Source organism: Prauserella muralis, from assembly GCF_003202285.1.
Taxonomy (GTDB): domain Bacteria; phylum Actinomycetota; class Actinomycetes; order Mycobacteriales; family Pseudonocardiaceae; genus Prauserella_B; species Prauserella_B muralis.
The window spans coordinates 919760-944395 of the sequence record NZ_MASW01000007.1 but is presented as its reverse complement, the minus strand read 5'-3'; the positions used below and the strand labels follow the sequence as shown (position 1 = coordinate 944395).

Sequence of the window (24636 nt, the reverse complement as noted above, 5' to 3'; positions counted from 1 at the left end):
CGTCCACATTTTCGAAACTCGCGTTTCACTGTAGCAGGTGGTTCGGCAGGGTCAGGGCAGCGTCTCGTAGACCGGGACGGTGGCGGGGCGGTGCCAGACCGGGTCGCAGCAGTGCAGCCCCTCGCCCGCCAGCGTGCGTTTCACGACCTTGTACGTCGCCGTCTTCGGCAGCTCACCGGTGATGCGCACGTAGCGCGGCAGCTGCTTGGGGCCCAGGTCGGGCTGCGCGGCGAGGAACTCGCCCAGCCCGGCAGGGGTGAGCGCGGTGTCACCGGTGAGCACGAGCGCGGCCATCACCGCATCGCCCACCCGGTCGGGCACCGCGTACACGGCGGCCTCGGCGATGGCGGGGTGACGCAGCAGCACGCGTTCGATCGGCGCGGTGCCCAGGTTCTCCCCGTCGACGCGCAGCCAGTCGCCGAGCCTGCCCGCGAAGTAGCAGAACCCGTCGGCGTCGACGTAGGCGAGGTCGCCGGTGTGGTAACGCCCGTCGCGCATCCGCTCCGCCTCGGCGGCGGGATCGTTGTAGTAGCCGGCGAACCAGCCCGCGCCCGCCGTGTTGACGATCTCCCCGACCGCCTCGGCGGCGTTGCGCAGCGAGCCGTCCTCGGCGAACCGGGCAGGCGGGCACGGCTCGCCGGTTTCCGGGTGCAGGATCCGCACGCCCTCGGTGAGCCTGCCGAGCGAGCCCGGCGGTGTGCCGGGCGTCCTGGCGAAACCGACCCCGCCCTCGGTGGAGCCGAACGCGTCGACCACGTGGCAGCCGAACCGTTCACCGAAGGCGGCGAGGTCGGCCTCGGCGCCCTCGTTGCCGTAGACGATCCGCAGCGGGTTGTCGGCGTCGTCGTCCCGGTGTGGCGTGGCGAGCACGTACGACAGCGGCCTGCCGACGTAGTTGGCGTACGTCGCTCCGAAGCGGCGCACGTCGGGCAGGAACCCGGAGGCGGAGAACCGGCGGCGCAGCGCGATGGTGGCACCCGCCGCGAGGCCCACCGACCAGCCCGCCATGACGGCGTTGGAGTGAAACATCGGCATGGACACGTACACGGTGTCCGCCCGAGAAAGACCGAATCGCTCGGCGAGCATCCGGCCGGGGAAGGCGATCTTGCCGTGCGTGCACCGCACGGCCTTCGGGTCGCCGCTCGTGCCGGACGTGTAGATCAGCATCAGCAGATCGTCCGGCTGCGCGGCAACCGGCTCGGCCGGTTCCGCCGCGTCCAGCGCCTCTGTCCACTCCGGACCGTCGAGGTCCACGACCGGGACGTCGAGACCGTCCAGCAGCGGCAGCCGGTGCCGCTCGGCGAGCACCACCTGGCAGTCGGCGAGCCGGACGTCCCTGGCCAGCGCCGCGCCGCGGCGGGTCGGGTTCAGCCCGGCGAGCACCGCTCCGGACAGGGCCGCACCGCCGAGCAGGAACGCGAACGCGGGCACGTTGTCCGCGAGCACGCCGACGTGCGGCGGGCCCTGCCCGGAAAGCAGTGCGCGCAGGGCGGCGCCGTGGCGCGCCGACTCACGCACCACCTCGGCCCACGACCAGCTCCGGTCCTCGAAGCGCAGGCCGGGGTGCTGGTCGGCCGTGCGGGCGAGCAGCAGCTCGGTGACGGTGGGAACGTCACTCATGAGAGCAGGCCGCCCAGTTCCCGCAGCTGGACGGTGGCGCCGCCGAGCGCGAACTCGCACCGTTTGGCCGCCACGAAGTAGCGGTGCAGGACGTGGTCGACGTCGATGCCGACGCCCCCGTGGACATGCACGGCGGCGTGCGCGACCCGGTGGCCCGCCTCGGCCGCCCAGTACTTGGCGGTGGCGACCTCCCCGGCGGCGTCCTCGCCCGCCGCCAGCCGCCACGCCGCCTGCCAGAGCGTGAGGCGCACGGCCTCCACGTCGAGGTGCGCGTCGGCGAGCCGGTGGCGCACCGCCTGGAAGCCGCCGATCGGCTGCCCGAACTGCCTGCGTTCCCGCGCGTAGGCCGCCGTGAGCTCCACCGCCCGCTCCAGCACGCCGAGTTGGTAGGCGCACACCCCGACGGTGCCGCGCAGGCGCAGCGGGCCCGCGGTACCCGGCAGCTCCGCGGTAGCCATGACGTCGGCGGCCTCGACGAGCGCGGCGTCGGCGTGGTCGACGGTCTGCTGCGCCGACACCGTCAGGCCGGGCTCGTCCGCGTCCACCACGAGCACCACGTCGCCGTCGCTCGTGGTGGCCTGGATCAGCAACGCATCGGCGAACGCGCCGAACGGCACGGCGGTCTGCGCCCCCGACACCCGCCAGCCCGCCGGGGTGCGCTCGGCGGTGAACCCGCACGGCGTGCCGGTGTCCGGCACCGCCGCCGTCAGCACCGCGTCACCGCGCACGGCGGGCACCAGCCAGCGTTCGAGCAGGTCGGGCGTGCCCGCGCCGGCCAGTGCCGAGGCGGCCATGGTGATGGTGGGCAGGTAGGGCACGGGCGCGACGGCGCGGCCCAGTTCGAGGAGAATCGAGCACTGTTCGAGCAGTCCGAACCCGCCGCCGCCGACGGCGGAGGGCAGCGCGGCGTCGAGCACACCCGCCCTGGCGAGCGCGCGCCACAGCGTGCGGTCGAAGCCGCCCGTGCCGTGCGGGCCGAGCGAGTCGGGGGTCACGTGGTCGGTGGCGATGCGGCGGGTGAGCGCGGCGAGCTCGCCCTGCTCCGGCGTGGTCGAGAAGTCCATGGACAGCTCCCTCGTCAGCGGGTGACCGGCAGGCCGAGCGCGGTGGCGGCGACGATGTCGCGCTGGATCTCGTTGGTGCCGCCGCCGAAGGTCAGGATCAGGGCCGAGCGGTGGGCGCGTTCGATGCGGCCGCGCAGCAGCGCGCCGGGCGAGCCCTCGCGGACCACGGCGCCCGCGCCGAGCACCTCCATGAGCAGCCGGTACGCCTCGGTGGCGAGTTCGGTGCCGTAGACCTTGGTCGCGGACGCATCGGCGGGGCCCAGCTCGCTCTCACCCGCTGCCCAGGCGATCTTCCAGTTCCGCAGCTTGAGGTACTCGGTGTGGGCGTGCACGCGGGCGAGATGCAGCCGCACCCACTCGGCGTCGATGACCCTGCTGCCGTCCGGTTGCTTGGTCTCGCGGGCCCAGTCCACGACGTCGGCGAGCGCGGCCTGCAGCGGCGCGGCCGAGGTGAGCGCCACCCGCTCGTGGTTGAGCTGGTTGGTGATGAGCGGCCAGCCAGCGTTCTCCTCGGCGACGCGGGCCGCCAGCGGCACCCGCACGTCGGAGTAGTAGGTGGCGCTCGTGCCCGGTCCGGCGACGGTGCGCACCTTCGTCCAGGAGAACCCCTCCGCGGTGGTGGGCACGATGAGGATGCTCAGGCCCTTGTGCCGGGGCGCGTCGGGGTCGGTGCGCGCGGCCAGCCACACGTAGTCGGCGTACTCGATGAGGCTGGTCCACATCTTCTGCCCGTTGACGACGTAGGAGTCGCCGTCGCGGACGGCTCTGGTGCGCAGCGAGGCGAGGTCGGTGCCCGCCTCCGGCTCGGAGTAGCCGATGGAGAAGTGCAGCTCGCCCGCGGCGATCCTCGGCAGGTAGAACGCCTTCTGTTCCTCGGTGCCGAAGCGCATGATCGTCGGGCCGATGGTGTTGATGGTGAGGAACGGAACGGGCACCCCGGCGATGGCCGCCTCGTCGGTGAAGACGAGCTGTTCGAGCATGGGGCGGTCGTGCCCGCCGTAGGCCTCCGGCCAGCCCAGCGCGAGCCAGCCGTCGTGGCCCAGTTGCCGCACGATCTCCTTGTACGCCGCGCCGTCGCCGTATTCGCCGCCGTCGCCGGCCAGGCCCTCGCGTCGCTCGGGAGTCATCAGCCCGGCGAAGTAGTCCCGCAGGCGCGCCCGCAGCTTCTCGTGCTCGGGTGCGTAGCTGATGCGCATCTGATCCTCCCGTTCGCGCGTTGGACGTGGTGTCCGCGTCGGCCCGCGAGCTAGTGTAGAACAGGTTCTACTTTTTCAGGAGGTGCGATCGTGAGGATCGAGGTGGACCGGGACCTGTGCGAGGCCAACGAGGTGTGTGTCGGCATCGCCCCCGCTGTCTTCGAGTTGGACGACGACGAGGAGCTGCGGATCCGGCACGCCGAGGTGCCGCCCAAAGAAATAGAACGTGTTACTCAAGCTGTCGCATCGTGTCCGCGGAATGCCCTGCTCATCCGGGACTGAGCTGCTCAAGATGAGGCTTGCCCAAGGCGAGAACAGATTCTAGTCTTGGGCGCACGTGCGGGCCAGCGACGGTCCGCGGGGACCTCAGGGAGGCAGCCTCCAGTGAGCACCAGCCTTCAGGGCAGGACGGCGATCGTCACCGGCGCGGGCGCCGGGCTCGGCAGGGCCGAGGCGCTCGCGCTGGCCGCCGCCGGAGCGTCGGTGGTGGTCAACGACGTGTCCGAGGCGGCATCCGGGGTGGTCGACGAGATCGAGGGCCTCGGCGGCAAGGCGGTACTCGTCACCGGCGACGTCGCCGAGCGCGCCACCGCCGACGCGCTGCTGAGCACGGCGATCGAACACCTCGGCGGGCTGGACATCGTCGTCAACAACGCCGGGCTGCTGCGCGACCGGATGCTCTTCTCGATGTCCGACGACGAGTGGGACACCGTGCTGCGCGTCCACCTGCGCGGCCACTTCCTGCTGTCGCGCGGTGCCGCCGCCCACTGGCGCCAGCGGTCCAAAGCGGACGGCAAACCGGTGTACGGAAGGCTGGTCAACACCGCCTCCGAGGCCTTCCTCGTCGGCTCGCCCGGCCAGCCCAACTACGCCGCGGCCAAGGCGGGTATCGCGGCGCTCACCGTGTCCGCCGCGCGCGGGCTGGCCCGCTACGGCGTCTGCGCCAACGCCATCTGCCCCCGCGCACGGACCGGCATGACCGAGGGCGTCTTCGGCGAGGCCCCGGCCGAGGGCCCCGACCCGCTGTCGGTCGAGCACGTGGCGCCGTTCGTCGCCTACCTCGCCTCCCCGGCCGCCGGCGCGATCAGCGGCCAGGTGTTCGTCGTGCACGGCGGCATGGTCGCGCTGCTCACACCGCCCCAGGTCGAGCAGCGCTTCGACACCGAGCACGGCACCTGGACCCCGGACGAGCTCGCTGCCCGGGTCGGGCCGTACTTCGCCGGGCGCGAGAAGGACCGGATGTTCGCCGCCAACGAGATCCTGTCGCTGCCGTAGGAGGGTGCCGTGGGCGCGCAGAGCCGTCAGAGTAGGGAGAAGAGCGTATGACGTTGACCGTGCAGCCGCACCGCGAGTCGGTGGGGCTCAAGGCAGGCAGGCTGCTCATCGACGGCCAGTGGGGACCCGCCCGCGAGGGCGCCACGTGGACCCATCACCACCCGGCCACGGGCGAGCCGATCGGCGAGTTCGCGAGCGGCTCGGCGGCCGACGTCGACGATGCCGTGGCCGCCGCGCGCAGGGCCTTCGACTCCGGAGCCTGGCCCTCGACGCGGGCCGGGCAGCGCATCGCCCTGCTGCACCGCTACGCCGACCTGCTGCGTGCCCACGCCGACGAGCTGCGCGCGCTGCAGGCGCTGGACAACTCCGTGCCGCTGTCCTTCGGCGGCATCTACGCCACCTCGGTGGGCGCCGCCGCCGACGTGTTCGACCACCACGCGGGCTGGGTGGACAAGCTCGGCGGGCAGACACTGCCGCCGTACCAGGGCGGCGACCACCTGGCCATGACCTTCCGCGAGCCGATCGGCGTGGTCGCCGCGGTGCTGCCGTGGAACGCGCCGTTCCTGCTGTTCGCGCAGAAGGTCGCCCCCGCGCTCGCGGCGGGCTGCACCGTGGTGCTCAAGCCCAGCGAGTACTGCACCTTCTCCGTGCTGCGGATGGTGGAGCTGCTCGTCGAGGCCGGGCTCCCGGACGGCGTGCTCAACGTCGTCACCGGCCCCGGCGACCCCGTGGGCGAGGCCCTGATCACGCATCCCGATGTCGACAAGGTGAGCTTCACCGGAAGCTGGGCCGTCGGCAAGCGCATCGTGGAGGCCTCCGCGGGCACGCTCAAGCGCGTGTCGCTGGAGCTGGGCGGCAAGAGCCCGGCACTGGTGTTCGGTGACGCGCCCAACGTGGGCCTGGCCGCCGCCACCGTGGTCGGCGCCGTCACGATGGGCCTTTCCGGGCAGGCTTGCGTGGCCAACACCCGGGCGCTGGTGCATCGCGAGGTCTACGACGAGTTCCTCGGCGCCGCGCAGGGCATGGCCGCCGCCATCACCTACGGCGACCCGTTCGACGCGGGCGTCGTGTCGGCCCCGCTCATCAACGAGCGGCAGCTCGAACGCGTGCTCGGCTACATCGAGCGCGGCAAGTCGGAGGGCAGGCTCGTCACCGGCGGCGAGCGGCTCGGCGGCGAGCTGGCCGCGGGCAACTTCGTCGCGCCGACGATCTTCGCCGACGTCGACAACTCGGCCACCATCGCCCAGGAGGAGATCTTCGGGCCGGTGCTGGCGGTGGTGCCGTTCTCCGACGAGGAGGAGGCCGTCGCGCTCGCCAACGACACCCAGTACGGTCTTGGCGCCGGGCTGTTCACCGCCGACGTGCAGCGCGCGTTCCGCGTGTCGCGCAGGCTGCGGGCGGGCACGGTCGGCATCAACGGCTTCCAGATCGAGCCCCACCTGCCCTTCGGCGGGTTCAAGCAGTCCGGGCTCGGCCGTGAGGGCGGGCAGAGCGCGATCGAGGCCTACACCGAGCTGAAGTCGGTCTTCCTGCCGCTGACCGAGGAGATGATGTGACCGGGGGCAGGCTCGCGGGCAAGGTCGCGCTCATCACCGGCGCCGCGCGCGGCCAGGGGGCCGCCGCGGCCCGCCGGTTCGCCGCCGAGGGCGCGCGGGTGATGATCGCCGACATCCTCGACGAGGACGGCAAGCGACTCGCCGGCGAGTTCGGCGCCGCCTACACGCACCTGGACGTGACGTCCGAGGACGACTGGGCGGGTGCGGTGCAGGCGACACAGGCCGAGTTCGGCGCGCTGAACGTGCTGGTCAACAATGCCGGGGTGCTGCACTTCTCGCCGCTGGAGCAGACCAGCCTCGCCGACTACGAGCGGGTCGTGCGCGTGAACCAGTTCGGGGCGTTTCTCGGGATGCGCTCGGTCGTTGAACCGATGACAACTGCGGGTGGCGGTTCGATCGTCAACGTGTCCTCTGTGGAGGGACTCGCCGGTATGCCGTTCCTGGTCGCCTACACGGCGAGTAAGTTCGCGATCAGGGGAATGACCAAGGTCGCCGCACTGGAGCTGGGTGAGCGCGGCATCCGGGTCAACTCGCTGCACCCCGGCATGATCGACACCGACATGGTGCGCGACGCCGCCGGCGGTGCGGAGGTGGACCTCTCACCGGTGGCCCGCAGGCTCGCCCTCGGGCGGACCGGGCAGCCCGAGGAGATCGCCGAGCTCGCGTTGTTCCTGGCCAGCGACGAGAGCTCGTACTGCACCGGCGGCGAGTTCGTGGCCGACGGCGGCGCGACGGCCACACATGCGCTGAAGATGTAGACACACTCAAGCGGAGGTGTGATGGGCGCTCGGCAGGGATCGATGACGATCCCGGGCACCGCCGCGCTGTCCCAGGTGGGCAGGCTGGCCACCCTGGCCTGGGAGGTGCTGCGCGCCATCCCGCGCAGGCCGTTCCAGACCAGGGAGTGGATCCAGCAGTGCTGGTTCTTCGCCAGCGTCACGATCCTGCCGACCGCGCTCGTCGCCATCCCGTTCGGCGCCGTCATCGCGCTGCAGCTGGGCTCGCTGACCCAGCAGATCGGCGCGCAGTCGTTCACCGGCGCCGCCAGCGCGCTGGCGATCGTGCAGCAGGCCAGCCCGCTCATCACGGCGCTGCTCGTGGCGGGCGCCGGGGGCAGCGCCGTCTGTGCCGACATCGGCGCGCGCAAGATCCGCGAGGAGATCGACGCCATGGAGGTGCTGGGCGTCAACCCGATCCAGCGGCTCATCGTGCCGAGGGTGCTCGCGGCGATCGTGGTGTCGGTACTGCTCAACGGCCTGGTCAGCGTGGTGGGCGTGCTGGGCGGCTACTTCTTCAACGTCGTCATGCAAGGCGGCACCCCGGGCGCCTACCTCGCCAGCTTCAACGCGCTGGCCCAGCTGCCCGACCTGTGGATCAGCGAGATCAAGGCGCTGCTCTACGGGTTCGTCGCCGGAGTGGTGGCCGCCTTCCGCGGGCTGAACCCCGCGGGCGGGCCGAAGGGCGTCGGCGACGCGGTCAACCAGGCCGTCGTCGTCACGTTCCTGCTGCTGTTCCTCATCAACGTCGTGCTCACCGCCATCTACCTGCAGATCGTTCCCCCGAAGGCGCTGTAGATGACCGATCGAATGGTGTCCGACCGCGCGCTGGAGATCATCGCGCGGCCCGGAGCGAGCCTGGAGGGCTTCGGCAGGCAGCTGTCGTTCTACGTGCGCGCGCTCGCGTGGACTCCCAGGACCGTGCGCCGCTACAGCAGGGAACTGCTGCGGCTGCTCACCGAGGTCAGCTTCGGCACCGGTGCACTGGCCGTCATCGGCGGCACGCTCGGCGTGATGATCGGCATGACGCTGTTCACCGGTCTCATCGTCGGCCTGCAGGGCTACTCGGCGCTCGACCAGCTCGGCACCGCCGCGCTCACCGGCTTCATCTCCGCCTACTTCAACACCCGCGAGGTGGCGCCGCTGGCGGCGGGGCTGGCCCTGTCGGCGACGGTGGGCTGCGGGTTCACCGCCCAGATCGGCGCCATGCGCATCTCGGAGGAGATCGACGCGCTCGAGGTGATGGGCGTGCCCAGCCTGCCCTACCTCGTCACCACGCGCGTGCTGGCCGGGATCACCGCCGTCGTCCCGCTCTACGCGGTGGGCCTGCTGTCGTCCTATCTCGCCTCCCGCCAGATCACCGTCTGGTTCTACGGCCAGTCGGCGGGCACCTACGACCACTACTTCAACCTGTTCCTGCCACCCGAGGACGTCCTCTGGTCGTTTCTCAAGGTGATCGTGTTCAGCGCGCTGGTGATCCTGTCGCACTGCTACTACGGCTACACCGCCTCCGGGGGGCCCGCGGGCGTCGGCGTCGCCGTGGGCAGGGCCGTGCGCACGTCGATCGTGCTGATCGTCGTCATCGACTTCTTCCTCAGCCTCGCCATCTGGGGATCCACGACCACGGTGAGGATCTCCGGATGAGGGCGGCACTGCTGCGCAGACTCTGGCACCAGGTCCTCGGCCTGGTGTTCCTCCTCGTCGCCGCGCTGTTCCTGACGCTGTGCGTGGCCATCTACAACAAGGAGTTCACGTCCGTGGTCTCGGTCCGGCTCGAGACCGACCACGCGGGCAACCAGATGCGCGAGGGCGCCGACGTCAAGATCCGCGGCATGCGGGTCGGCGAGGTCCGCTCGATCACCGCCGACGGCGAGAAGGCCACGCTGGAGCTGGCGCTGCAACCGGACAAGGTGGACGTGATCCCGGCGAACGTGTCGGCGCGCCTGCTGCCCAAGACGCTGTTCGGGGAGCGCTACGTGGCGCTGCAGCCGCCCGAACGGCGGGCGGGACCCATCGCCGAGGGCGCCGTCATCGGCCAGGACCGCAGCAGCTCCGCGATCGAGATGGAGCAGGTGCTCGACAACGTGCTGCCGCTGCTGCAGGCCGTGCAGCCGCAGAAGCTGGCGAGCACGCTCAACGCCGTGTCCACGGCACTGGACGGCCGGGGCAGGCAACTCGGGGAGACGCTCGTACAGCTGTCGGACTACCTCGGCGAGCTCAACCCGTCGCTTCCCGACCTCAAGGCCGACATCACCGCGCTCGCCGACGTCACCGGCATCTACGACCGGGCCGCGCCGGACTTCCTCCACGCACTGTCCGATCTCACCACCACGACCCGCACGCTCGTGCAGAAGCGGCAGGCACTGTCCGACCTGTACTCCAGCGTCAGCACCACGTCGGTGGACCTCGGCCGGTTCCTGGAGGTCAACAAGGCCAACCTGATCGACCTGACCGCCACCGCGCAGCCGACCCTCGACGTGCTCGCCAAGTACGCGCCCGAGTACCCGTGCCTGCTGCGCCAGCTCGCCGAGGCCGTGCCCCGCGCGGAGCGGGCCTTCGGCAAGGGCACCGACGAGATGAACCACGTGACCATCCGGATCACCGCCAGCAGGGGCAAGTACCTGCCCGGCGTCGACGAGCCGCGCTACGACGACAAGCGCGGCCCCCGCTGCTACCCGCAGGTCGAGCCGCCAGGGGCGTGGCCGCAGTACCCGCCGGACGGCCCGATCGCCGACGGCTCCACCAAACCCGCCCCGCCGAAGAAATCCGGTTACGACACCGGAGGCGGCAGCACGGCGGGCGTGCCCTCGCTCGCCGGTTCCACCGCCGAGCACGGGCTGCTGGCCACGCTGCTCGCCCCGGCCACCGGCATCGCCCCGCGGGACACGCCGGGCTGGGCGACGTTGCTGGTCGCGCCGCTGTACCGGGGAACGGCGGTGACGGTGCGATGATCGGGCTGCTGCGCCGTGTCAGGGCGACCTCCGACGCGCGGAGCTTCGTCCCCTCACTGCTGAAGATCTGTGTCTTCGCCGCCGTCACCGTGCTGCTGACCGGCGTGCTCGGCGCCACCATCGCCAACACCAACTTCGGCCCTTCCTCCGGCTACACGGCCCTGTTCACCAACGCCTCGGGCCTGCAGGCGGGCGACGACGTGCGCATCGTCGGAGTGAAGGTCGGCCAGGTGCAGCGCATCACCGTGTCCGGCGACAACCTCGCCGAGGTCCATTTCGACGTCGAGGCCACGCGCGAGCTGCCGGCCGGGGTCACGGCGACCATCAAGTACCGCAACCTCGTCGGCCAGCGCTACCTGTCGCTGGGCACCGACGTCCCCGGCGACGGCGTGCTCGAACCGGGCACGCCGATCCCCGTCGAACGCACCCAGCCGGCCCTGAACCTGACCGTGCTGTTCAACGGCTTCAAGCCGCTGTTCAACGCGCTCGACGCCGACCAGGTCAACCAGCTCTCCCACGAGATCATCCAGGTGCTACAGGGCGAGGGCGGCACCATCGAGAGTCTCCTTGCGCACACGGCGTCGCTCACCAGCACGATCGCCGACAAGGACCGCGTGATCGGGCAGGTGATCGGCAACCTCAACCGGGTGCTCGGCAACCTCGACGCCCGCGGCCCGCAGCTCGGCGGGCTCGTCGACGCCACCCAGCAGCTGGTCACCGGCCTCGCGCAGCAGCGCCGGCCCATCGGCGAGGCCGTCTCCGCGCTCGGCGAGCTCACCACCGTCACCGCGGGCCTGCTGCGCGACGCCCGGCCACCGCTGAAGCAGGACATCGCGCAGCTGGGCAGGCTCTCGGGCAACCTCTCCGACTCCGAGCAGCTGCTCGACCACCTGCTGCAGGTGATGCCCGGCAACCTGGAGAAGTTCACGCGGACGCTCAGCTACGGCAGCTGGTTCAACTACTACCTGTGCGGGCTCACCGGCACCATCGGCATCTCCTCGCTGAACATCACGGTGCCGTTCCTGCCGATTCCCGCCACCGAGCAGCCGAAGAGGTGCCAGGTCGAGTGAAGCCCCTACGCGAACGCAACCAGGCTGCCGTCGGCGCGGTGACCCTCGTCCTCATCGGACTGCTCACCCTGGCCGCCTACTACTCCGACGACCTTCCGCTGCTCGGCAACGGCACCACCTACTCCGCCCACTTCGCCGAGTCCGCCGATCTCAAGGCGGGCAACGAGGTCCAGGTCGCCGGTGTGAAGGTCGGCGAGGTCGAGGAGGTGTCCCTGGACGGCACCAGGGTGCTCGCGACGTTCAAGGTGGAGAACGTGCGGCTCGGTGACGCGACCGAGGCGGCCATCGAGGTCAAGACGCTGCTGGGGGAGAAGTTCCTCGCGCTGCGGCCGAAGGGCCAGGGCGTGCTCGACCCGAACGAGCCGATCCCGCTGGAGCGCACCAGCTCGCCGTATCAGATCCAGGACGTGTTCGGGGACCTCTCGTCCACCGTCCGCGACATCGACAGCGACCAGCTGGCGCGCAGCTTCGAGGTGATCGCGGAGTCCATGCGCAACACCCCGCAGCATCTCAAGGACGCGCTCGGCGGGCTGTCGGCCCTGTCGCGCACGGTGTCCTCCCGCGACGAGGAGCTGGCGCGGCTGCTGTCGAACACCAGCGGCGTCTCGAAGATCCTCGCCGACCGCAACGAGACGCTGCGCCGCGTCATCGACGACGGCAACCTGCTGCTGACCGAACTGCAGAACCGGGAACAGGCCATCGACGCGCTGCTGTCGGGAGCGCGGCAGCTCTCCGACCAGCTGTCGGGCCTCGTCGCCGACAACCGTGCGCAGCTCACGCCCGCGCTGAGGGAACTGAACACCGTCACGGACCTGTTGCAGCGCAACCAGGACAACCTCAACCGCAGCCTGGAGCTGCTCGCACCGTTCACGCGCATCGGCGCCAACGCCACCGGCAACGGCCGCTGGTTCGAGGGCTACATCTGCGGGCTGCTGCCGCCGGTGATCACCACCCGGGGAGCCACGATCAACCCCGAGGGCTGCAGCCCGCCCGTGGCGGCGGACAACCAGGGAGTGGCGAGGAACTGATGGCGCACAGGAAGGCGGGATAGGGATGGTGGTCGACTCCCGCGCGCAGCGCAGCCTGTACAGCTGGCTGGCGATGGCGTGCGTCGCGCTGCTCGTGCTCGCCACCGGCCTGTGGTGGCTGGCGCGCGACGGCGGCGGCACGCGACTGAGCGCCTACTTCGACAAGACCGTCGGCCTCTACGCCGGGTCGTCGGTGCGGGTGCTGGGCATCCCCGTCGGCGAGATCACGGACGTGCGGCCCGAGGGCGGTGCCGTCCGGGTGGACATGCGGGTCGACGTGCCGGTCCCGGAGAACGCGGGCGCCGTCGTGGTGGCGCCGAGCCTGGTCAGCGACCGCTACGTGCAGCTGACCCCCGCCTACGACAGCGGGCCGGTGCTCGCCGGGGGCGCGGTGATCCCGAAGGAGCGCACCGCCACCCCGGTGGAGCTCGACGACCTCTACGCCAGCCTCAACGAGCTCTCCACCAGCCTCGGGCCGGACGGCGCCAACCGCCGCGGCGCGCTGGCCGACGTGCTCGACACCGCCGCGGCCAACCTCGACGGCAACGGCAGGAACCTCAACGACACCGTGGCCAGGCTCGCCGAGCTGTCGCGCACGCTGGAGGGCTCCAAGGGCGACCTGTTCTCCACGGTGCGCAACCTGCAGTCGTTCACCACCATGCTCGCCCGCAGCGATCGCCAGCTCACCGAGTTCTACGACCGGCTCGCCGACGTCACGACGTTCCTCGCCGAGGACTCCGACGACGTGGGTGCGGCGCTGTCGGCACTGGGCCGTTCGCTGGGCGAGGTGCGCACGTTCGTCGAGGACAACCGCGAACTACTGTCGGCCAATGTGGACAAACTCGCCGGGATCACCGGCGTGCTCGTCGACCAGCGGGCCGCGCTGGCCGAGGTGCTCGACGTCGGCCCCACCGGCATGACGAACTTCATCAACACCTACGACGCGGCCTCCGGCAGCATCCAGGTGCGCTACAACGCCAACGAGCTCACCCACCCGCTCATGCAGACGCTGTGCCGGCTGGTCAGGGCCGGTTCGCCGGTGCAGCTGCCCGAGGCGCTGACCGGGCTGTGCGACTCGATCGCGTCCGTGGTCGACGGCAACCTCAAGCTGCCCTCGGTGTCGCAGATCCTGTCCTCGGCGCAGCAGGGCCGGCTGCCGCCCCTGCCCCTGCCGCTGGTCGACCTGCTCACCACGCCGCTGGACGACGGGAGCGGCCGATGAGACGCGCACTCGCCGCCACCCTCGCCGCCGCGGCCCTGCTGCTCGCGGGCTGCGGCGAGGCCGGGTTCTCCGGCCTCTACAACACGCCGCTGCCCGGTGGCGCCGACCTCGGTGACCACCCGTACCGGATCACCGCGCAGTTCGGCGACGTGCTCGACCTCGTGCCGCAGGCCAGCGTCAAGGTCAACGACGTCGCCGTCGGCAGGGTCGAGAAGGTCGCGCTGGCCGACGACGCCAAGTCCGCCATCGTCACCATGGCCGTCAACGGCGACATCGAGCTGCCCGCCAACTCCGCCGCACTGCTGCGCCAGTCGAGCCTGCTGGGGGAGAAGTTCGTCGAGCTGCGGGCCCCCTCGGCGGAGCAGGCCACCGGACGCCTCACCGACGGCGCCCGCATCCCGCTGTCGCGCACCAACCGCAACCCGGAGGTGGAGGAGGTGCTCGGCGCGCTGTCACTGCTGCTCAACGGCGGCGGCATCGGCCAGCTGTCGAACATCACCCGCGAGCTGAACGCCGCGCTGTCCGGCAACGAGGCCGAGGTGCGCACCCTGCTCGCCAGGGTCGACGAGATCGCCACCGAGCTGGACGGGCAGAAGGGCGAGATCGTGCGCGCCATCGACGGGCTGAACCGGCTGTCGAGCACGCTGGTGGCGCAGCAGGGCAACCTGAACACCGCCCTGGACCACCTGGAACCCGGCCTGCGGGTCGTCACCGCGCAGCGCGACCAGCTCGTCGGGATGCTGCAGTCGCTCGACGCGCTCTCCGGCGTGGCCGTCGACACCGTCAACCGCAGCCGCGACCAGCTCGTCGCGAACCTGCGCGCCCTGGAGCCGACGCTGCGCAAGCTGGCCGAGGCCGGGACGAACCTGCCCATCGCGCTGCAGATCCTGCCGACCTACCCGTTCCCGGACTCCGCGGGCGCGGTGATCCGCGGCGACTACGCCAACGTCCACGCGCGCGTCGATCTCAACCTGGACCTGCTGCTGCAGAACTTCACCAACTCGTCGCAGCCGATCCTGCCCGTGCCGCCGAACCCGGTCACCGGCGCCGTGCCGGGGACGGGCCAGGGCAGCGGCGGTGACGGCACGGCACCGGCGCTGCCGCTGCCACGGACGCCGGTGCCCGCGCAGCAGGGCGGCGTACTGGGGAGCCTGCTGGGCGGCCTGACGGGAGGTGGCGGGTGATGCTCACCGGAAAGCACCGGATCAAGTTGCTCGCCTTCCTCGTCGTCGCTGTGGTCTCGGTGGCCGTCGTCGGCGTCAACTACGCGGGGCTGGACCGGCTGTTCGGCACCCGGGGGTACGCGGTCACCGTGCGGCTCGCCGACTCCGGGGGCATCTTCGTCAACGCCGAGGTCACCTACCGGGGTGTAGCGGTCGGCAAGGTCGCGGCGATGAACCTCACCGAGCGCGGTGTGGAGCTGACCCTCGACATCGGCTCGGACGCACCACGGATCCCGGCGGACACCCACGCCGCGGTGTCCAACCGGTCGGCCGTCGGCGAGCAGTACGTGGACCTCGTGCCCGCCGACGACGACGGCCCGTACCTGGAGCACGGCTCCACGATCGAACAGGACCGCACCTCGCTGCCGCTCGCGCCGGACACGGTGCTCGCCAACCTCGACAACCTGGTGGCCAGTGTGGACACCCGCTCGTTGCGTACGGTGGTCGACGAGACCTACGACGCGTTCGCGGGCGCGGGAGGGGACCTGCAGGAACTACTCGACATGACCAGTTCGTTCACGGCCACGGCCGCCGAGCACCTGCCCCAGACGCGGGCCCTGCTCTCCGACGGCCGCCTGGTGCTGGAGACCCAGCGCCGTCAGGCGGACGACATCGCCGCGCTCGCCGGCGGGCTGCGCACCATCGCGTCCGAGCTGAAGAAGGCCGATCCCGACCTGCGCAGGGTGATCGACGAGGCGCCCAAGCTTAGCCGCGAGGTGCGCGACGTGCTCGCCGAGTCCGGCACCGACGCGGGCATCGTCATGGCCAACCTGCTCACCACGTCCAAGATCACCACCGCCCGCACGGACGCGATCGAGCAGCTGCTCGTGGCGTACCCGGTGATCTCGGCGTTCACCCGGTCGGTGACCTCCAACGGCGAGGGCCACCTCGGGTTCGTGTTCAACCTCTTCGATCCGCCGTCGTGCACCAAGGGTTACGAGGGCACCCGGCAGCGGCCAGCGAGCGACGAGAGCGACGCCCCGCCCAACACCGGCGCCTACTGTGCCGAGCCGCCCGGCAGCCCGACCGGCGTGCGGGGCGCGCAGAACGCGCCGTACGCGGGCATGCCCGCCGACGTGCCGGAGGTGCCGACACAGCAGGCGCAGCAGCCCAGCACGGACGGCGTTCCGCGCCGGGACGGCCTGCCAGGGCTGCTGGGCTACGTCACCGGCGGCACCGGCCAGGGGCTCGGTGGCCTGCTGGGGTTGCCCCGGTGACACCCCGGCCGAGCCCGCGCCCGAGGGCCAGCGACGACACCGGCGACACCGGCGACACCCACAACGGGACCGGCGAGCAGGCCGGCGGTGAGGTCACGACGCCGGAGGACACCGCCGTCGCGGAGGACGCCGCCGGCGCGGACGAGGGTGTCGCTGCGGAGCAGGCCGCGGCCGGCGAGCGGCCCGCCGCGGACCCCCGCGCGCTGCGGATGCTCGCCGCCGTCGCGGTGGTGGCCCTGCTCGTCGCGGGGTGGTTCGGCTTCAGCTGGTGGAGCGCGGCCCACGACGACCGGCTCGAGCTGGCCCGCGAACGCGACACGGTCGTCGCCGACATCTCCGCCGCGCTGGTCACCCTGCACACCATCGACCACCGCACGGCACGCTCCGACGTCGACGAGTGGCTGCGGGTCACCACCGGCAAGCTCGGCGAGGACCTGTCCAAGGACCGGCAGCTCCAGCTCGACCGCGCCGCGGGCACGCGAACGGTCGCGAGCGCGAGCGTGCGCGAGCTCGCCGTCACCGAGCTCGACCGCCGCCTGGGCACGGCGCGGCTGCTGGCCGTGCTGGACGTGCGGCTCGGCACCCGCGACACTCAGCCCGCACCCAGCCGGAGCAGGCTGACCGTGCAGGCACAGCGCACCGGCGAGGGCTGGAAGATCAGCGCCGTACAGGCGGTGTCGTCGTGAACGGCGCCGGTGGCGCCCAGCGGCGCAGGGCCACGATCATGGCCGTGCTGGCCGCCGTCATCGTGCTCGCGGCGGGCGCCGCCGTGTGGTCGGGGCTGCAGGCGCGGCAGCTGCGGGCGGCGGGCGACAACGTCGCGCTGGCCGATCCGGTGGCCACGCGGGAGGTCACCCGGCAGGTGACGGGCGCGCTCAAGTCGATCTTCTCGTACGACTACAACAACCTCGCCCGCACCGAACGGGCCGCCGAGCGGGTGCTCGCGGGCGAGGCCGTCGAGCAGTACGGCCGCAGCTTCGCCGCCGCGAAGGCGCAGGCGCGCGACGGCAAGCTCGTGCGCACCACCACGGTGCGCTCGCTCGGTGTGCGGTCCCTGACCGCGCAGCGGGCGCACCTGCTGGCGTTGCTCGACCAGCAGACACTGCACACGGCCGGCAACGACCGCCAGGAATCGGCCACCGCCGTGCTCGTGGTCACCGCCGAGAACACCGGCGGCCAATGGAAGATCACGAGCCTCACGAGCGTGTGACCCGAGCGCGCCGGCAGGCGTGTTCACCCCGCACGCCGGTGTGTTGGCCGCCCGGGCGTCACGGATCCCCGGCACGGCAACGTACAGCACCAACACGGCGACGCGGACGGCCGACACGGCGGCGCGGAAGGCCAACACACCGGCGCAGGGCGGGCGCATCGCCGGACACCCTCGCCGGTAACCTTCCCGCGTGTCTGTCAACAACGACGAGCAGGCCGCGCGCGGAGGGCAGGTACCGCACAGCCCGGCGAAGGTCGTCGCCGCGCCGCCGCGGCCGGGCCTGATCGAGCCGGTCTCCTTGACGACGCTGGTCGCCCGCGCCGACGCGCGCCTCATCGCCGACCCGGCCGACGCCGAGCTGACGGTGACCGGCGCGACGCTGCGCGCCCAGCACGTCATCCCCGGCGACCTGTTCGCCGCGTTGCCCGGCGCCCGCGCGCACGGCGCGGACTTCGCCGACGCGGCCATCGCCGCGGGCGCCGCCGCGGTGCTCACCGACGAGGACGGCGCCCAGCGGCCCGCACTGCGCGACGCGCCCGTGCCCGTCCTGGTGCACGGCGACCCCCGGGGCGTGCTCGGCTCCGTCGCCGCGTGGATCTACGGCGAGCCCTCGCTGAAGCTCTCGGTGCTCGGCGTCACCGGCACGTCGGGCAAGACCACCACCGCCTACCTCGTCGAGTCCGGGCTGCGCGCCGCGGGACTGGCCACCGGGCTCATCGGCACCGTCGAGACCCGCATCGGCTCCGAGCGGCTCGCCAGCGCCTTCACCACCCCGGAGGCGCCGGACCTGCAGGCGCTGTTCGCCGTCATGGTCGAGCAGGGCGTCACGCACGTGGCGATGGAGGTCTCCAGCCACGCGCTCGCACTCGGCAGGGTGAACGGCACGCGGTTCAGCGTCGGCGCATTCACCAACCTCTCGCAGGACCACCTCGACTTCCACCGCGACATGGAGGAGTACTTCGCCGCCAAGTCGCTGCTGTTCGACGGCCGCTCGACGCACGAGGTCGTGGTGGTCGACAGCGCGTGGGGCGAGGCGCTGGTCACCCCGCAGACCGTGACCGTGTCCACCGAACCCGGCACCGACGCGGCATGGCGCGCGAGCGACATCGCCATCACGCCCACCGGCGAGCAGGTGTTCCTGCTGCACGCGCCCGACGGCCGCACCGCCACCGCGACGCTGCCCCTTCCGGGGGAGTTCAACGTCGCCAACGCCGCGCTCGCCGCGGCGATCCTGGACACCGCCGGGGTGTCGCTGGACGACATCGTCGCCGGGCTGGCCGGCGTCGAGGTCCCCGGCCGGATGGAGCGTGTGTACCTGGGCCAGCCGTTCACCGCCGTCGTCGACTACGCGCACAAGCCCGCCGCCGTCACCCAGGCCCTGCAGGCCCTGCGCGCCCGCACCGAGGGCCGCATCATCACCGTGCTCGGCTGCGGTGGCGACCGCGACACGGCCAAGCGGCCCGTCATGGGCGAGGCCGCCGTCCGCGGCAGCGACCTGGTGATCGTCACCGACGACAACCCGCGCAGCGAGGACCCGGCCGCCATCAGGGCGGCGATGCTCGCCGGGGCGCGTGCCGTCAGCCCCGCCCAGTCGGCCGAGGTGCTGGAGATCGGCGACCGCCGCGACGCCATCGCCGCCGCCGTCGAACGGGCGAGGCCCGGCGACGTCGTGCTCGTCGCGGGCAAGGGACACGAGACCGGGCAGGAGATCGCCGGTGTCGTGCACCCGTTCTCCGACCGCGACGAACTGGAGGCCGCCATCCGCTACCGACTCGAGGTGAGCGTGTGATCGAGCTGACCCTGGCCGAGATCGCCGGCATCGTCGGCGGCAGGCTGCACCACGCCGACGGCGGCGAGCGCGTCACCGGCTCGGTGGAGTTCGACTCCCGCCAGCTCACCGAAGGTGGCCTCTTCGTCGCACTGCCGGGGCAGCGCGTCGACGGCCACGACTTCGCCGCGCAGGCCGTGCGCGCGGGCGCCGCCGGGGTGCTGGCCGCCCGCGAGGTGGACGCCCCGGCCGTGATCGTGCCGCCGCTGCCGGAGGGCATGGCACACGAGCGGGCCCTGGCGCTGACGGGCGACCGCGACGGCTCCGGTGCCGCCGTGCTGGCCGCGCTCGCCGCGCTGGCGCGGCACGTGGTCACCGTGCTGTCCCGCGACGCGCTCACCGTCGTCGGGGTCACCGGCTCCTCGGGCAAGACCTCCACCAAGGACCTCATCGCGCAGGTGCTGGAGCCGCTGGGTCCCACCGTGGCGCCGCCCGGCTCGTTCAACAACGAGCTGGGCCACCCGTGGACGGCGCTGCGGGCCGACGCGGGCACCCGCCACCTGGTGCTGGAGCTGTCCGCGCGGGGGCCCGGCCACATCGCCGAGCTGGCGGCCGTGGCGCCGCCCCGCATCGGCGTGGTGCTCAACGTCGGCAGCGCGCACGTCGGCGAGTTCGGGTCGAGGGAGGGCATCGCCAAGGCCAAGGGCGAGCTGGTGGAGGCGCTGCCCGCCGAGGGCGTGGCCGTGCTCAACGTCGACGACCCGCTCGTGGCGGCCATGGCGGCGCGCACGACGGCGAGGGTCGTCGGCGTCGGCGAGAGCGCGGCCGCCACCGTCCGCGCCGAGAACGTCACCCTCGACGAGCACGCCAGGGCCTCGTTCCGACTCCTCGCCCCGCAGGGCGAGGCCGACGTGACGCTCCAGCTGGTGGGTGAGCACCACGTCGGCAACGCCCTCGCCGCCGCGGCCGTGGCGCTGGAGCTCGGCTCACCCGTCGCCGACGTGGCGCGGCACCTGAGCGCCGCGCAGCGCCGCTCCGCACGCCGGATGGAGGTCACCACCCGCGCCGACGGCGTCACCGTGCTCAACGACTCCTACAACGCCAACCCGGAGTCGATGCGCGCGGGGCTCAAGACACTCGCCTCGATGGCGTCGGCGACGCAGGCCGCGGAGCCGCGACGATCTTGGGCGGTCCTCGGTGTCATGGGCGAGCTGGGTGCCGATAGCGTGTCCGCGCACGACGAGATCGGCAGGCTCGCCGTGCGGCTCAACATCAGCAGGCTGGTCGTGGTCGGCGGCAGTGGCACGGACGCCGCCGCCATGCACCACGGAGCCAGCCACGAGGGTTCTTGGGGAGAGGAGTCGGTCCTGGTGCCCGACACCGACGCCGCGATCGCGCTGCTGCGCGACGAGCTGCGTCCCGGCGACGTCGTGCTCGTGAAGGCGTCCAAGGTCGCCGAGCTCTGGCGCGTGGCGGATGCCCTGCTGGAGGGCGGTAACGCGTGATCAGCATCATGATCGCGGCCTCGGTGGGGCTGCTGGTCTCCATCCTGCTCACCCCCTATCTCATCCGCACCTTCTCGCGGCAGGGTTTCGGCCAGGAGATCCGGGAGGAGGGCCCCGAGGGGCACAAGTCCAAGCGCGGCACCCCGACGATGGGTGGCGTCGCGATCATCGTCGCGCTGGTGGTCGGCTACTTCGTCGCTCACCTCGCCGACTGGCTGCGCGACTCGACCAACGACGGGCCGACCGCCTCCGGGCTGCTCGTGCTGTTCCTCGCCGTGGCGCTCGGGCTCGTCGGCTTCCTCGACGACTTCATCAAGATCCGCAAGCAGCGCAACCTCGGGCTGAACAAGACGGCCAAGCTGGTCGGGCAGCTGGTGGTCGCCGTGGTGTTCGCGGTGCTGGTGCTGCAGTTCCCCGACGACAACGGGCTGACCCCGGCCTCGCAGAACCTGTCCTACGTGCGGGACCTGGCGCTGATCTTCTTCCCGGTGCCGGTCTTCATCATCTTCTGCTACCTGCTGATCTCCGCGTGGTCCAACGCCGTCAACTTCACCGACGGCCTCGACGGGCTCGCCGGTGGCGCGGGCGCCATGGCGCTGGCGACCTACGTGGTGATCTCGTTCTGGCAGGCGCGGCTCAGCTGTGTCGAGTCGCCGCAGGCCGCCTGCTACGACGTGCGCGACCCGCTGGACCTCGCGGTGGTGGCCGCCGCGGCGACCGGCGCGTGCGTCGGGTTCCTGTGGTGGAACGCCGCGCCCGCGAAGATCTTCATGGGCGACACCGGCTCGCTGGCCCTCGGCGGCCTCGTCGCCGGGCTGTCCATGACCACCCGCACGGAGCTGCTGGCCATCGTCATCGGTGGGCTGTTCGTGGTCGAGATGATCTCGGTCGTGCTGCAGATCGCGGTGTTCCGTACGACCCGGCGCAGGCTGTTCCGCATGGCCCCGTTCCATCACCACTTCGAGCTGGCCGGCTGGGCGGAGACCACGGTCATCATCCGGTTCTGGCTGCTGGCCGGAATCTGCTGCCTGTTCGGCCTCGGCCTGTTCTACAGCGAGCAGCTCGGCCTCGGAGGAGGCTGACGGTCATGGACCTCGCCGGAGCGCGGGTGCTCGTCGCCGGAGCCGGGGTGACGGGGAGGTCGGTGACGACGGCACTGGCCGGTCTCGGCGCCCACGTGACCGTCACCGACGGCAACGCGGCGCGGCTCGCCGAGCTGGAAGGGCTCGGCGCCGACCTGGTGCCCGGCCTGGACAGCCCGCCCGAGGGCACCGCGCTGGTGGTGACGAGCCCTGGCTGGCGGCCCACGGCGCCGCTGCTCACCGCGGCGGCGGCCCGGGGCGTCGAGGTGATCGGCGACGTCGAGCTGGCCTGGCGCATCGGGCAGGACCTCGAGCGGCCACCAGCGTGGCTCGCCGTCACCGGCACCAACGGCAAGACCACCACCGTCGGCATGCTGGAGGCGGTGCTGCGTGCCGCCGGGGTCGACGCGGTGGCCTGCGGCAACGTGGGCTTCGCCGTGCTCGACGCGGTGCTGGCGGGCCACGAGGCGCTCGCCGTGGAGCTGTCCAGCTTCCAGCTGCACTGGTCGGCCACCCTGGCTCCGCGGGCATCGGTGGTGCTCAACGTCGCCGAGGACCACATCGACTGGCACGGCTCCTTCGCCGAGTACGCCGCGGCGAAGGGCTCCATCCACGCGCGCTCGGCCACGGCGGTGCACAACCTCGCCGACGCCACCTCGGCGCGGCTGGCCGCCGAGCACGCTCCGGCCAGCGCCCGGCGGGTGGCCTTCGGCCTGGACGCTCCCGGCCCCGGCGAGCTGGGCGTGGTCGAGGACCTGCTGGTCGACCGCGCCTTCGTGGCCGACCCCGCGACCAGCGCCGAGGAGCTGGCCTGCCTGTCCGACGTCCGCCCCGGCGGCCCGCACAACGTCGGCAATGCCCTCGCCGCGGCCGCGCTCGCCAGGGCGTACGGGGTGCCCGCCGACGCCGTGGCCAAGGGCCTGCGGGCCTTCCGGCCTGGCGCGCACCGGGCGGTGGAGGTCGCCGAGATCGACGGGGTCCGCTATGTCAACGACTCCAAGGCCACCAACCCGCACGCGGCCGCGGGCTCCCTGCTCGCGCACCCGAGCGTGGTGTGGATCGCGGGCGGGCTGCTCAAGGGCGCCTCGGTGGACGAGCTGGTGGCGACCGTCGCCGGGCGCCTGCGCGCGGCGATCCTGCTCGGCGCGGACGCGGACGTGATCGCGGCCGCTGTTGCGCGACACGCCCCGGATGTGCCCGTCACGAGGCTCGATCCGGGTGACGATGAACCCATGACTGTGGCGGTGAACGCGGCTCGGGCACTGGCGCGCCCCGGCGACGCCGTGGTGCTCGCGCCCGCGGCGGCGTCGCTGGACATGTTCCGCGACTACGCGGCACGCGGTGACGCGTTCGCGGCGGCGGTCGCAGCGCTGGAACCGGGGCCCGCCCGTGACGGCGGTTGAGCAGAGCGGAGACACCCGCAGGCGCGACCGCGGCGGGCGCAAACGCGCCGAGCGTGGCCTCACGGCGGTGCGCACCGCGCTCACCGCGTGGCTGTCCCGGCCGCTGGCGGACTTCCACCTGATCCTCGCGCTGTGCGGCACCCTCGGCGTGATCGGCATCGTCATGGTGCTCTCCGCGTCGTCGGTGGCCTCCTACGACCCGAGCAGCGACTCCAGCGTCTACGCGGTGTTCCAGAAGCACCTGCTGTTCTTCTGCCTCGGCATGATCGCGTTCTGGCTCGGGGTGCGGATCCCGCTGCCGCGGATCCGGGCCCTGTCGTCGACCGCGATGGTGGTCAGCCTCGGCCTGCTCGCCCTCGTGCTCACCCCGCTGGGCACCAGCGTCAACGGCTCGCAGGGCTGGTTCGTGCTCGGCCCGCTGTCGCTGCAGCCGGTGGAGCTGGCCAAGGTGGCGCTGGCGCTGTGGGGCGCGCACATCCTGGTGATCAAGTACGAGTTGCTGCACCAGTGGCGGCATCTGCTCGTGCCGCTCGTGCCCGCCGCCCTGCTCATGTTCGCCCTGGTCATGGCGCAGCCGGACCTCGGGGGCACCATCCCGCTCGGCACGATCCTCATCGCGCTGCTGTGGTTCGCCGGCGCGCCCAAGCGCCTGTTCGCCGTCATCCTCAGCGGCGCCGTCGCCGGTGCGGTGGTGCTCGCGCTGGTCGCCGAGTACCGGCTCGACCGCGTCATGTCGTTTCTGAACCCGCAGGCCGACCCGCTGGGCAAGGGCCTGCAGGCCAACCAGGCGCTGTACGCGCTCGCCGACGGCGGGCTGTTCGGCAAGGGTCTCGGGCAGGGCCAGTCCAAGTGGATGTACCTGCCCAACGTGCAGCACGACTTCATCTTCGCGCTCATCGGCGAGGAACTGGGCTTCGTCGGCTGCGTGGCGGTGATCGGCCTGTTCGGGCTGCTCGCCTTCGTGGGGCTGCGGATCGCCATGCGCAACCTCGACCCGTGGATCCGCATCGTCGCAGGCGCGCTCACCGTGTGGATCGTCTCGCAGGCGGCCATCAACATCGGCTACGTGGTGGGCCTGCTGCCGGTGACCGGCGTGACCCTGCCGATGATCTCCTACGGCGGCACGTCGCTGCTGATCACCATGCTGTTGTTCGGCCTGCTCGCCAACTGCGCCCGGCACGAGCCGGAGGCGGTGGCCGCACTGCGCACGCAGGGCCCCGGTAAGTTCGGACGCCTGATGCGGTTGCCCGCGCCGGACCCGTACCGCCCGCCTGCCAAGCGCAGGGGCGGCGGCCGGGGCAACCCGGCCAAGGGCGGCAGGCCCGCGCCCCGGAGCGTGCGGTCGGCATCGGCGCCGGATCGCAGGCGCGCCGCACCGGAGTACGGTCGACGCACCACCCCCCGGGGTGGGTCGGGTCGCGCATCGACGACAGCACGGACCACAGCGAGGCGGAGAGGACGCAGGTGACC

At 72.2% G+C, this 24636-nt stretch carries 22 protein-coding genes; 19 read left to right on the top strand and 3 right to left on the bottom strand.

Annotation, left to right across the window (positions count from 1 at the left end; genetic code table 11):
- Positions 1-51: 51 nt before the first annotated feature.
- The 3 genes from BAY60_RS34135 to BAY60_RS34125 are packed head-to-tail and all read right to left on the bottom strand — an operon-like array spanning position 52 to position 3880.
- Positions 52-1620 carry a long-chain-fatty-acid--CoA ligase gene (locus BAY60_RS34135; protein ID WP_112285476.1) on the bottom strand — a complete coding sequence of 523 codons (1569 nt, stop codon included), beginning with the start codon at positions 1618-1620 and terminating at the stop codon, positions 52-54.
- Positions 1617-2684: an acyl-CoA dehydrogenase family protein gene (locus tag BAY60_RS34130; protein WP_112285475.1), complete on the bottom strand. Its 1068-nt coding sequence runs from the start codon at positions 2682-2684 to the stop codon at positions 1617-1619. The genes BAY60_RS34135 and BAY60_RS34130 overlap by 4 nt, the downstream gene beginning before the upstream one ends.
- 14 nt (positions 2685-2698) lie before the next feature.
- Positions 2699-3880 (bottom strand): acyl-CoA dehydrogenase family protein, encoded by a 1182-nt coding sequence (locus tag BAY60_RS34125; protein ID WP_112285474.1) that lies wholly within the window; start codon positions 3878-3880, stop codon positions 2699-2701.
- Between the two features lie 90 nt (positions 3881-3970).
- Here BAY60_RS34125 and BAY60_RS34120 point away from each other — a divergent pair, with 90 nt between their 5' ends.
- From BAY60_RS34120 to ftsW, 19 genes are all read left to right on the top strand, one after another.
- The gene (locus tag BAY60_RS34120) at positions 3971-4162 is read left to right on the top strand and encodes a ferredoxin (protein WP_112285473.1); all 192 of its coding nucleotides are present in this window, start codon (positions 3971-3973) and stop codon (positions 4160-4162) included.
- Between the two features lie 102 nt (positions 4163-4264).
- Complete coding sequence (locus BAY60_RS34115; protein WP_112285472.1) at positions 4265-5155, top strand: 3-oxoacyl-ACP reductase; 891 nt, start codon at positions 4265-4267, stop codon at positions 5153-5155.
- Positions 5156-5202: 47 nt separating this feature from the next.
- A complete protein-coding gene (locus BAY60_RS34110; RefSeq protein ID WP_112285471.1) occupies positions 5203-6711 on the top strand; it encodes an aldehyde dehydrogenase family protein in 1509 nt (502 codons plus the stop codon).
- Positions 6708-7469, top strand: a complete 762-nt coding sequence (locus BAY60_RS34105) for a glucose 1-dehydrogenase (RefSeq protein ID WP_112285470.1) — start codon at positions 6708-6710, stop codon at positions 7467-7469. Before BAY60_RS34110 ends, BAY60_RS34105 begins: the two co-directional genes overlap by 4 nt.
- 21 nt (positions 7470-7490) lie before the next feature.
- The gene (locus BAY60_RS34100; protein WP_112285469.1) at positions 7491-8285 is read left to right on the top strand and encodes an MlaE family ABC transporter permease; all 795 of its coding nucleotides are present in this window, start codon (positions 7491-7493) and stop codon (positions 8283-8285) included.
- Positions 8286-9131 carry an MlaE family ABC transporter permease gene (locus tag BAY60_RS34095; protein WP_112285468.1) on the top strand — a complete coding sequence of 282 codons (846 nt, stop codon included), beginning with the start codon at positions 8286-8288 and terminating at the stop codon, positions 9129-9131. It begins immediately after the preceding gene.
- Positions 9128-10438 carry an MCE family protein gene (locus BAY60_RS34090; protein WP_112285467.1) on the top strand — a complete coding sequence of 437 codons (1311 nt, stop codon included), beginning with the start codon at positions 9128-9130 and terminating at the stop codon, positions 10436-10438. The genes BAY60_RS34095 and BAY60_RS34090 overlap by 4 nt, the downstream gene beginning before the upstream one ends.
- Positions 10435-11508 carry an MCE family protein gene (locus BAY60_RS34085; protein WP_112285466.1) on the top strand — a complete coding sequence of 358 codons (1074 nt, stop codon included), beginning with the start codon at positions 10435-10437 and terminating at the stop codon, positions 11506-11508. Before BAY60_RS34090 ends, BAY60_RS34085 begins: the two co-directional genes overlap by 4 nt.
- A complete protein-coding gene (locus BAY60_RS34080) occupies positions 11505-12536 on the top strand; it encodes an MCE family protein (RefSeq protein ID WP_112285465.1) in 1032 nt (343 codons plus the stop codon). The genes BAY60_RS34085 and BAY60_RS34080 overlap by 4 nt, the downstream gene beginning before the upstream one ends.
- A 25-nt stretch (positions 12537-12561) precedes the next feature.
- Entirely contained in the window at positions 12562-13758 is a 1197-nt protein-coding gene (locus BAY60_RS34075) for an MCE family protein (protein ID WP_112285464.1), read from the top strand.
- Positions 13755-14942: an MCE family protein gene (locus tag BAY60_RS34070; RefSeq protein WP_112285463.1), complete on the top strand. Its 1188-nt coding sequence runs from the start codon at positions 13755-13757 to the stop codon at positions 14940-14942. Before BAY60_RS34075 ends, BAY60_RS34070 begins: the two co-directional genes overlap by 4 nt.
- Entirely contained in the window at positions 14942-16198 is a 1257-nt protein-coding gene (locus tag BAY60_RS34065) for an MCE family protein (RefSeq protein WP_112285462.1), read from the top strand. The genes BAY60_RS34070 and BAY60_RS34065 overlap by 1 nt, the downstream gene beginning before the upstream one ends.
- The gene (locus BAY60_RS34055) at positions 16195-16884 is read left to right on the top strand and encodes a hypothetical protein (protein WP_342769803.1); all 690 of its coding nucleotides are present in this window, start codon (positions 16195-16197) and stop codon (positions 16882-16884) included. Before BAY60_RS34065 ends, BAY60_RS34055 begins: the two co-directional genes overlap by 4 nt.
- A gap of 38 nt (positions 16885-16922) precedes the next feature.
- Positions 16923-17408 (top strand): hypothetical protein, encoded by a 486-nt coding sequence (locus BAY60_RS34050; RefSeq protein ID WP_112285656.1) that lies wholly within the window; start codon positions 16923-16925, stop codon positions 17406-17408.
- 190 nt (positions 17409-17598) lie between these two features.
- Complete coding sequence (locus tag BAY60_RS34045; protein ID WP_112285461.1) at positions 17599-19197, top strand: UDP-N-acetylmuramoyl-L-alanyl-D-glutamate--2,6-diaminopimelate ligase; 1599 nt, start codon at positions 17599-17601, stop codon at positions 19195-19197.
- Entirely contained in the window at positions 19194-20681 is a 1488-nt protein-coding gene (locus BAY60_RS34040; RefSeq protein ID WP_112285460.1) for a UDP-N-acetylmuramoyl-tripeptide--D-alanyl-D-alanine ligase, read from the top strand. Before BAY60_RS34045 ends, BAY60_RS34040 begins: the two co-directional genes overlap by 4 nt.
- Complete coding sequence (gene mraY / locus BAY60_RS34035; protein WP_112285459.1) at positions 20678-21763, top strand: phospho-N-acetylmuramoyl-pentapeptide-transferase; 1086 nt, start codon at positions 20678-20680, stop codon at positions 21761-21763. The genes BAY60_RS34040 and mraY overlap by 4 nt, the downstream gene beginning before the upstream one ends.
- Positions 21764-21768: 5 nt before the next feature.
- Positions 21769-23166 (top strand): UDP-N-acetylmuramoyl-L-alanine--D-glutamate ligase, encoded by a 1398-nt coding sequence (gene murD, locus BAY60_RS34030; protein WP_112285458.1) that lies wholly within the window; start codon positions 21769-21771, stop codon positions 23164-23166.
- A complete protein-coding gene (gene ftsW, locus BAY60_RS34025; RefSeq protein ID WP_112285655.1) occupies positions 23153-24634 on the top strand; it encodes a putative lipid II flippase FtsW in 1482 nt (493 codons plus the stop codon). The genes murD and ftsW overlap by 14 nt, the downstream gene beginning before the upstream one ends.
- The last annotated feature ends 2 nt before the right edge of the window (positions 24635-24636 follow it).

Bases quoted from the DNA above. Each gene is read 5' to 3' on its own strand.
- BAY60_RS34135 (WP_112285476.1), bottom strand. From the start codon at position 1,620: ATGAGTGACGTTCCCACCGTCACCGAGCTGCTGCTCGCCCGCACGGCC.
- BAY60_RS34130 (WP_112285475.1), bottom strand. From the start codon at position 2,684: ATGGACTTCTCGACCACGCCGGAGCAGGGCGAGCTCGCCGCGCTCACC.
- BAY60_RS34125 (WP_112285474.1), bottom strand. From the start codon at position 3,880: ATGCGCATCAGCTACGCACCCGAGCACGAGAAGCTGCGGGCGCGCCTG.
- BAY60_RS34110 (WP_112285471.1), top strand. From the start codon at position 5,203: ATGACGTTGACCGTGCAGCCGCACCGCGAGTCGGTGGGGCTCAAGGCA.
- BAY60_RS34100 (WP_112285469.1), top strand. From the start codon at position 7,491: ATGGGCGCTCGGCAGGGATCGATGACGATCCCGGGCACCGCCGCGCTG.
- BAY60_RS34095 (WP_112285468.1), top strand. From the start codon at position 8,286: ATGACCGATCGAATGGTGTCCGACCGCGCGCTGGAGATCATCGCGCGG.
- BAY60_RS34090 (WP_112285467.1), top strand. From the start codon at position 9,128: ATGAGGGCGGCACTGCTGCGCAGACTCTGGCACCAGGTCCTCGGCCTG.
- BAY60_RS34085 (WP_112285466.1), top strand. From the start codon at position 10,435: ATGATCGGGCTGCTGCGCCGTGTCAGGGCGACCTCCGACGCGCGGAGC.
- BAY60_RS34075 (WP_112285464.1), top strand. From the start codon at position 12,562: ATGGTGGTCGACTCCCGCGCGCAGCGCAGCCTGTACAGCTGGCTGGCG.
- BAY60_RS34070 (WP_112285463.1), top strand. From the start codon at position 13,755: ATGAGACGCGCACTCGCCGCCACCCTCGCCGCCGCGGCCCTGCTGCTC.
- BAY60_RS34065 (WP_112285462.1), top strand. From the start codon at position 14,942: ATGCTCACCGGAAAGCACCGGATCAAGTTGCTCGCCTTCCTCGTCGTC.
- BAY60_RS34050 (WP_112285656.1), top strand. From the start codon at position 16,923: ATGGCCGTGCTGGCCGCCGTCATCGTGCTCGCGGCGGGCGCCGCCGTG.
- murD (WP_112285458.1), top strand. From the start codon at position 21,769: ATGGACCTCGCCGGAGCGCGGGTGCTCGTCGCCGGAGCCGGGGTGACG.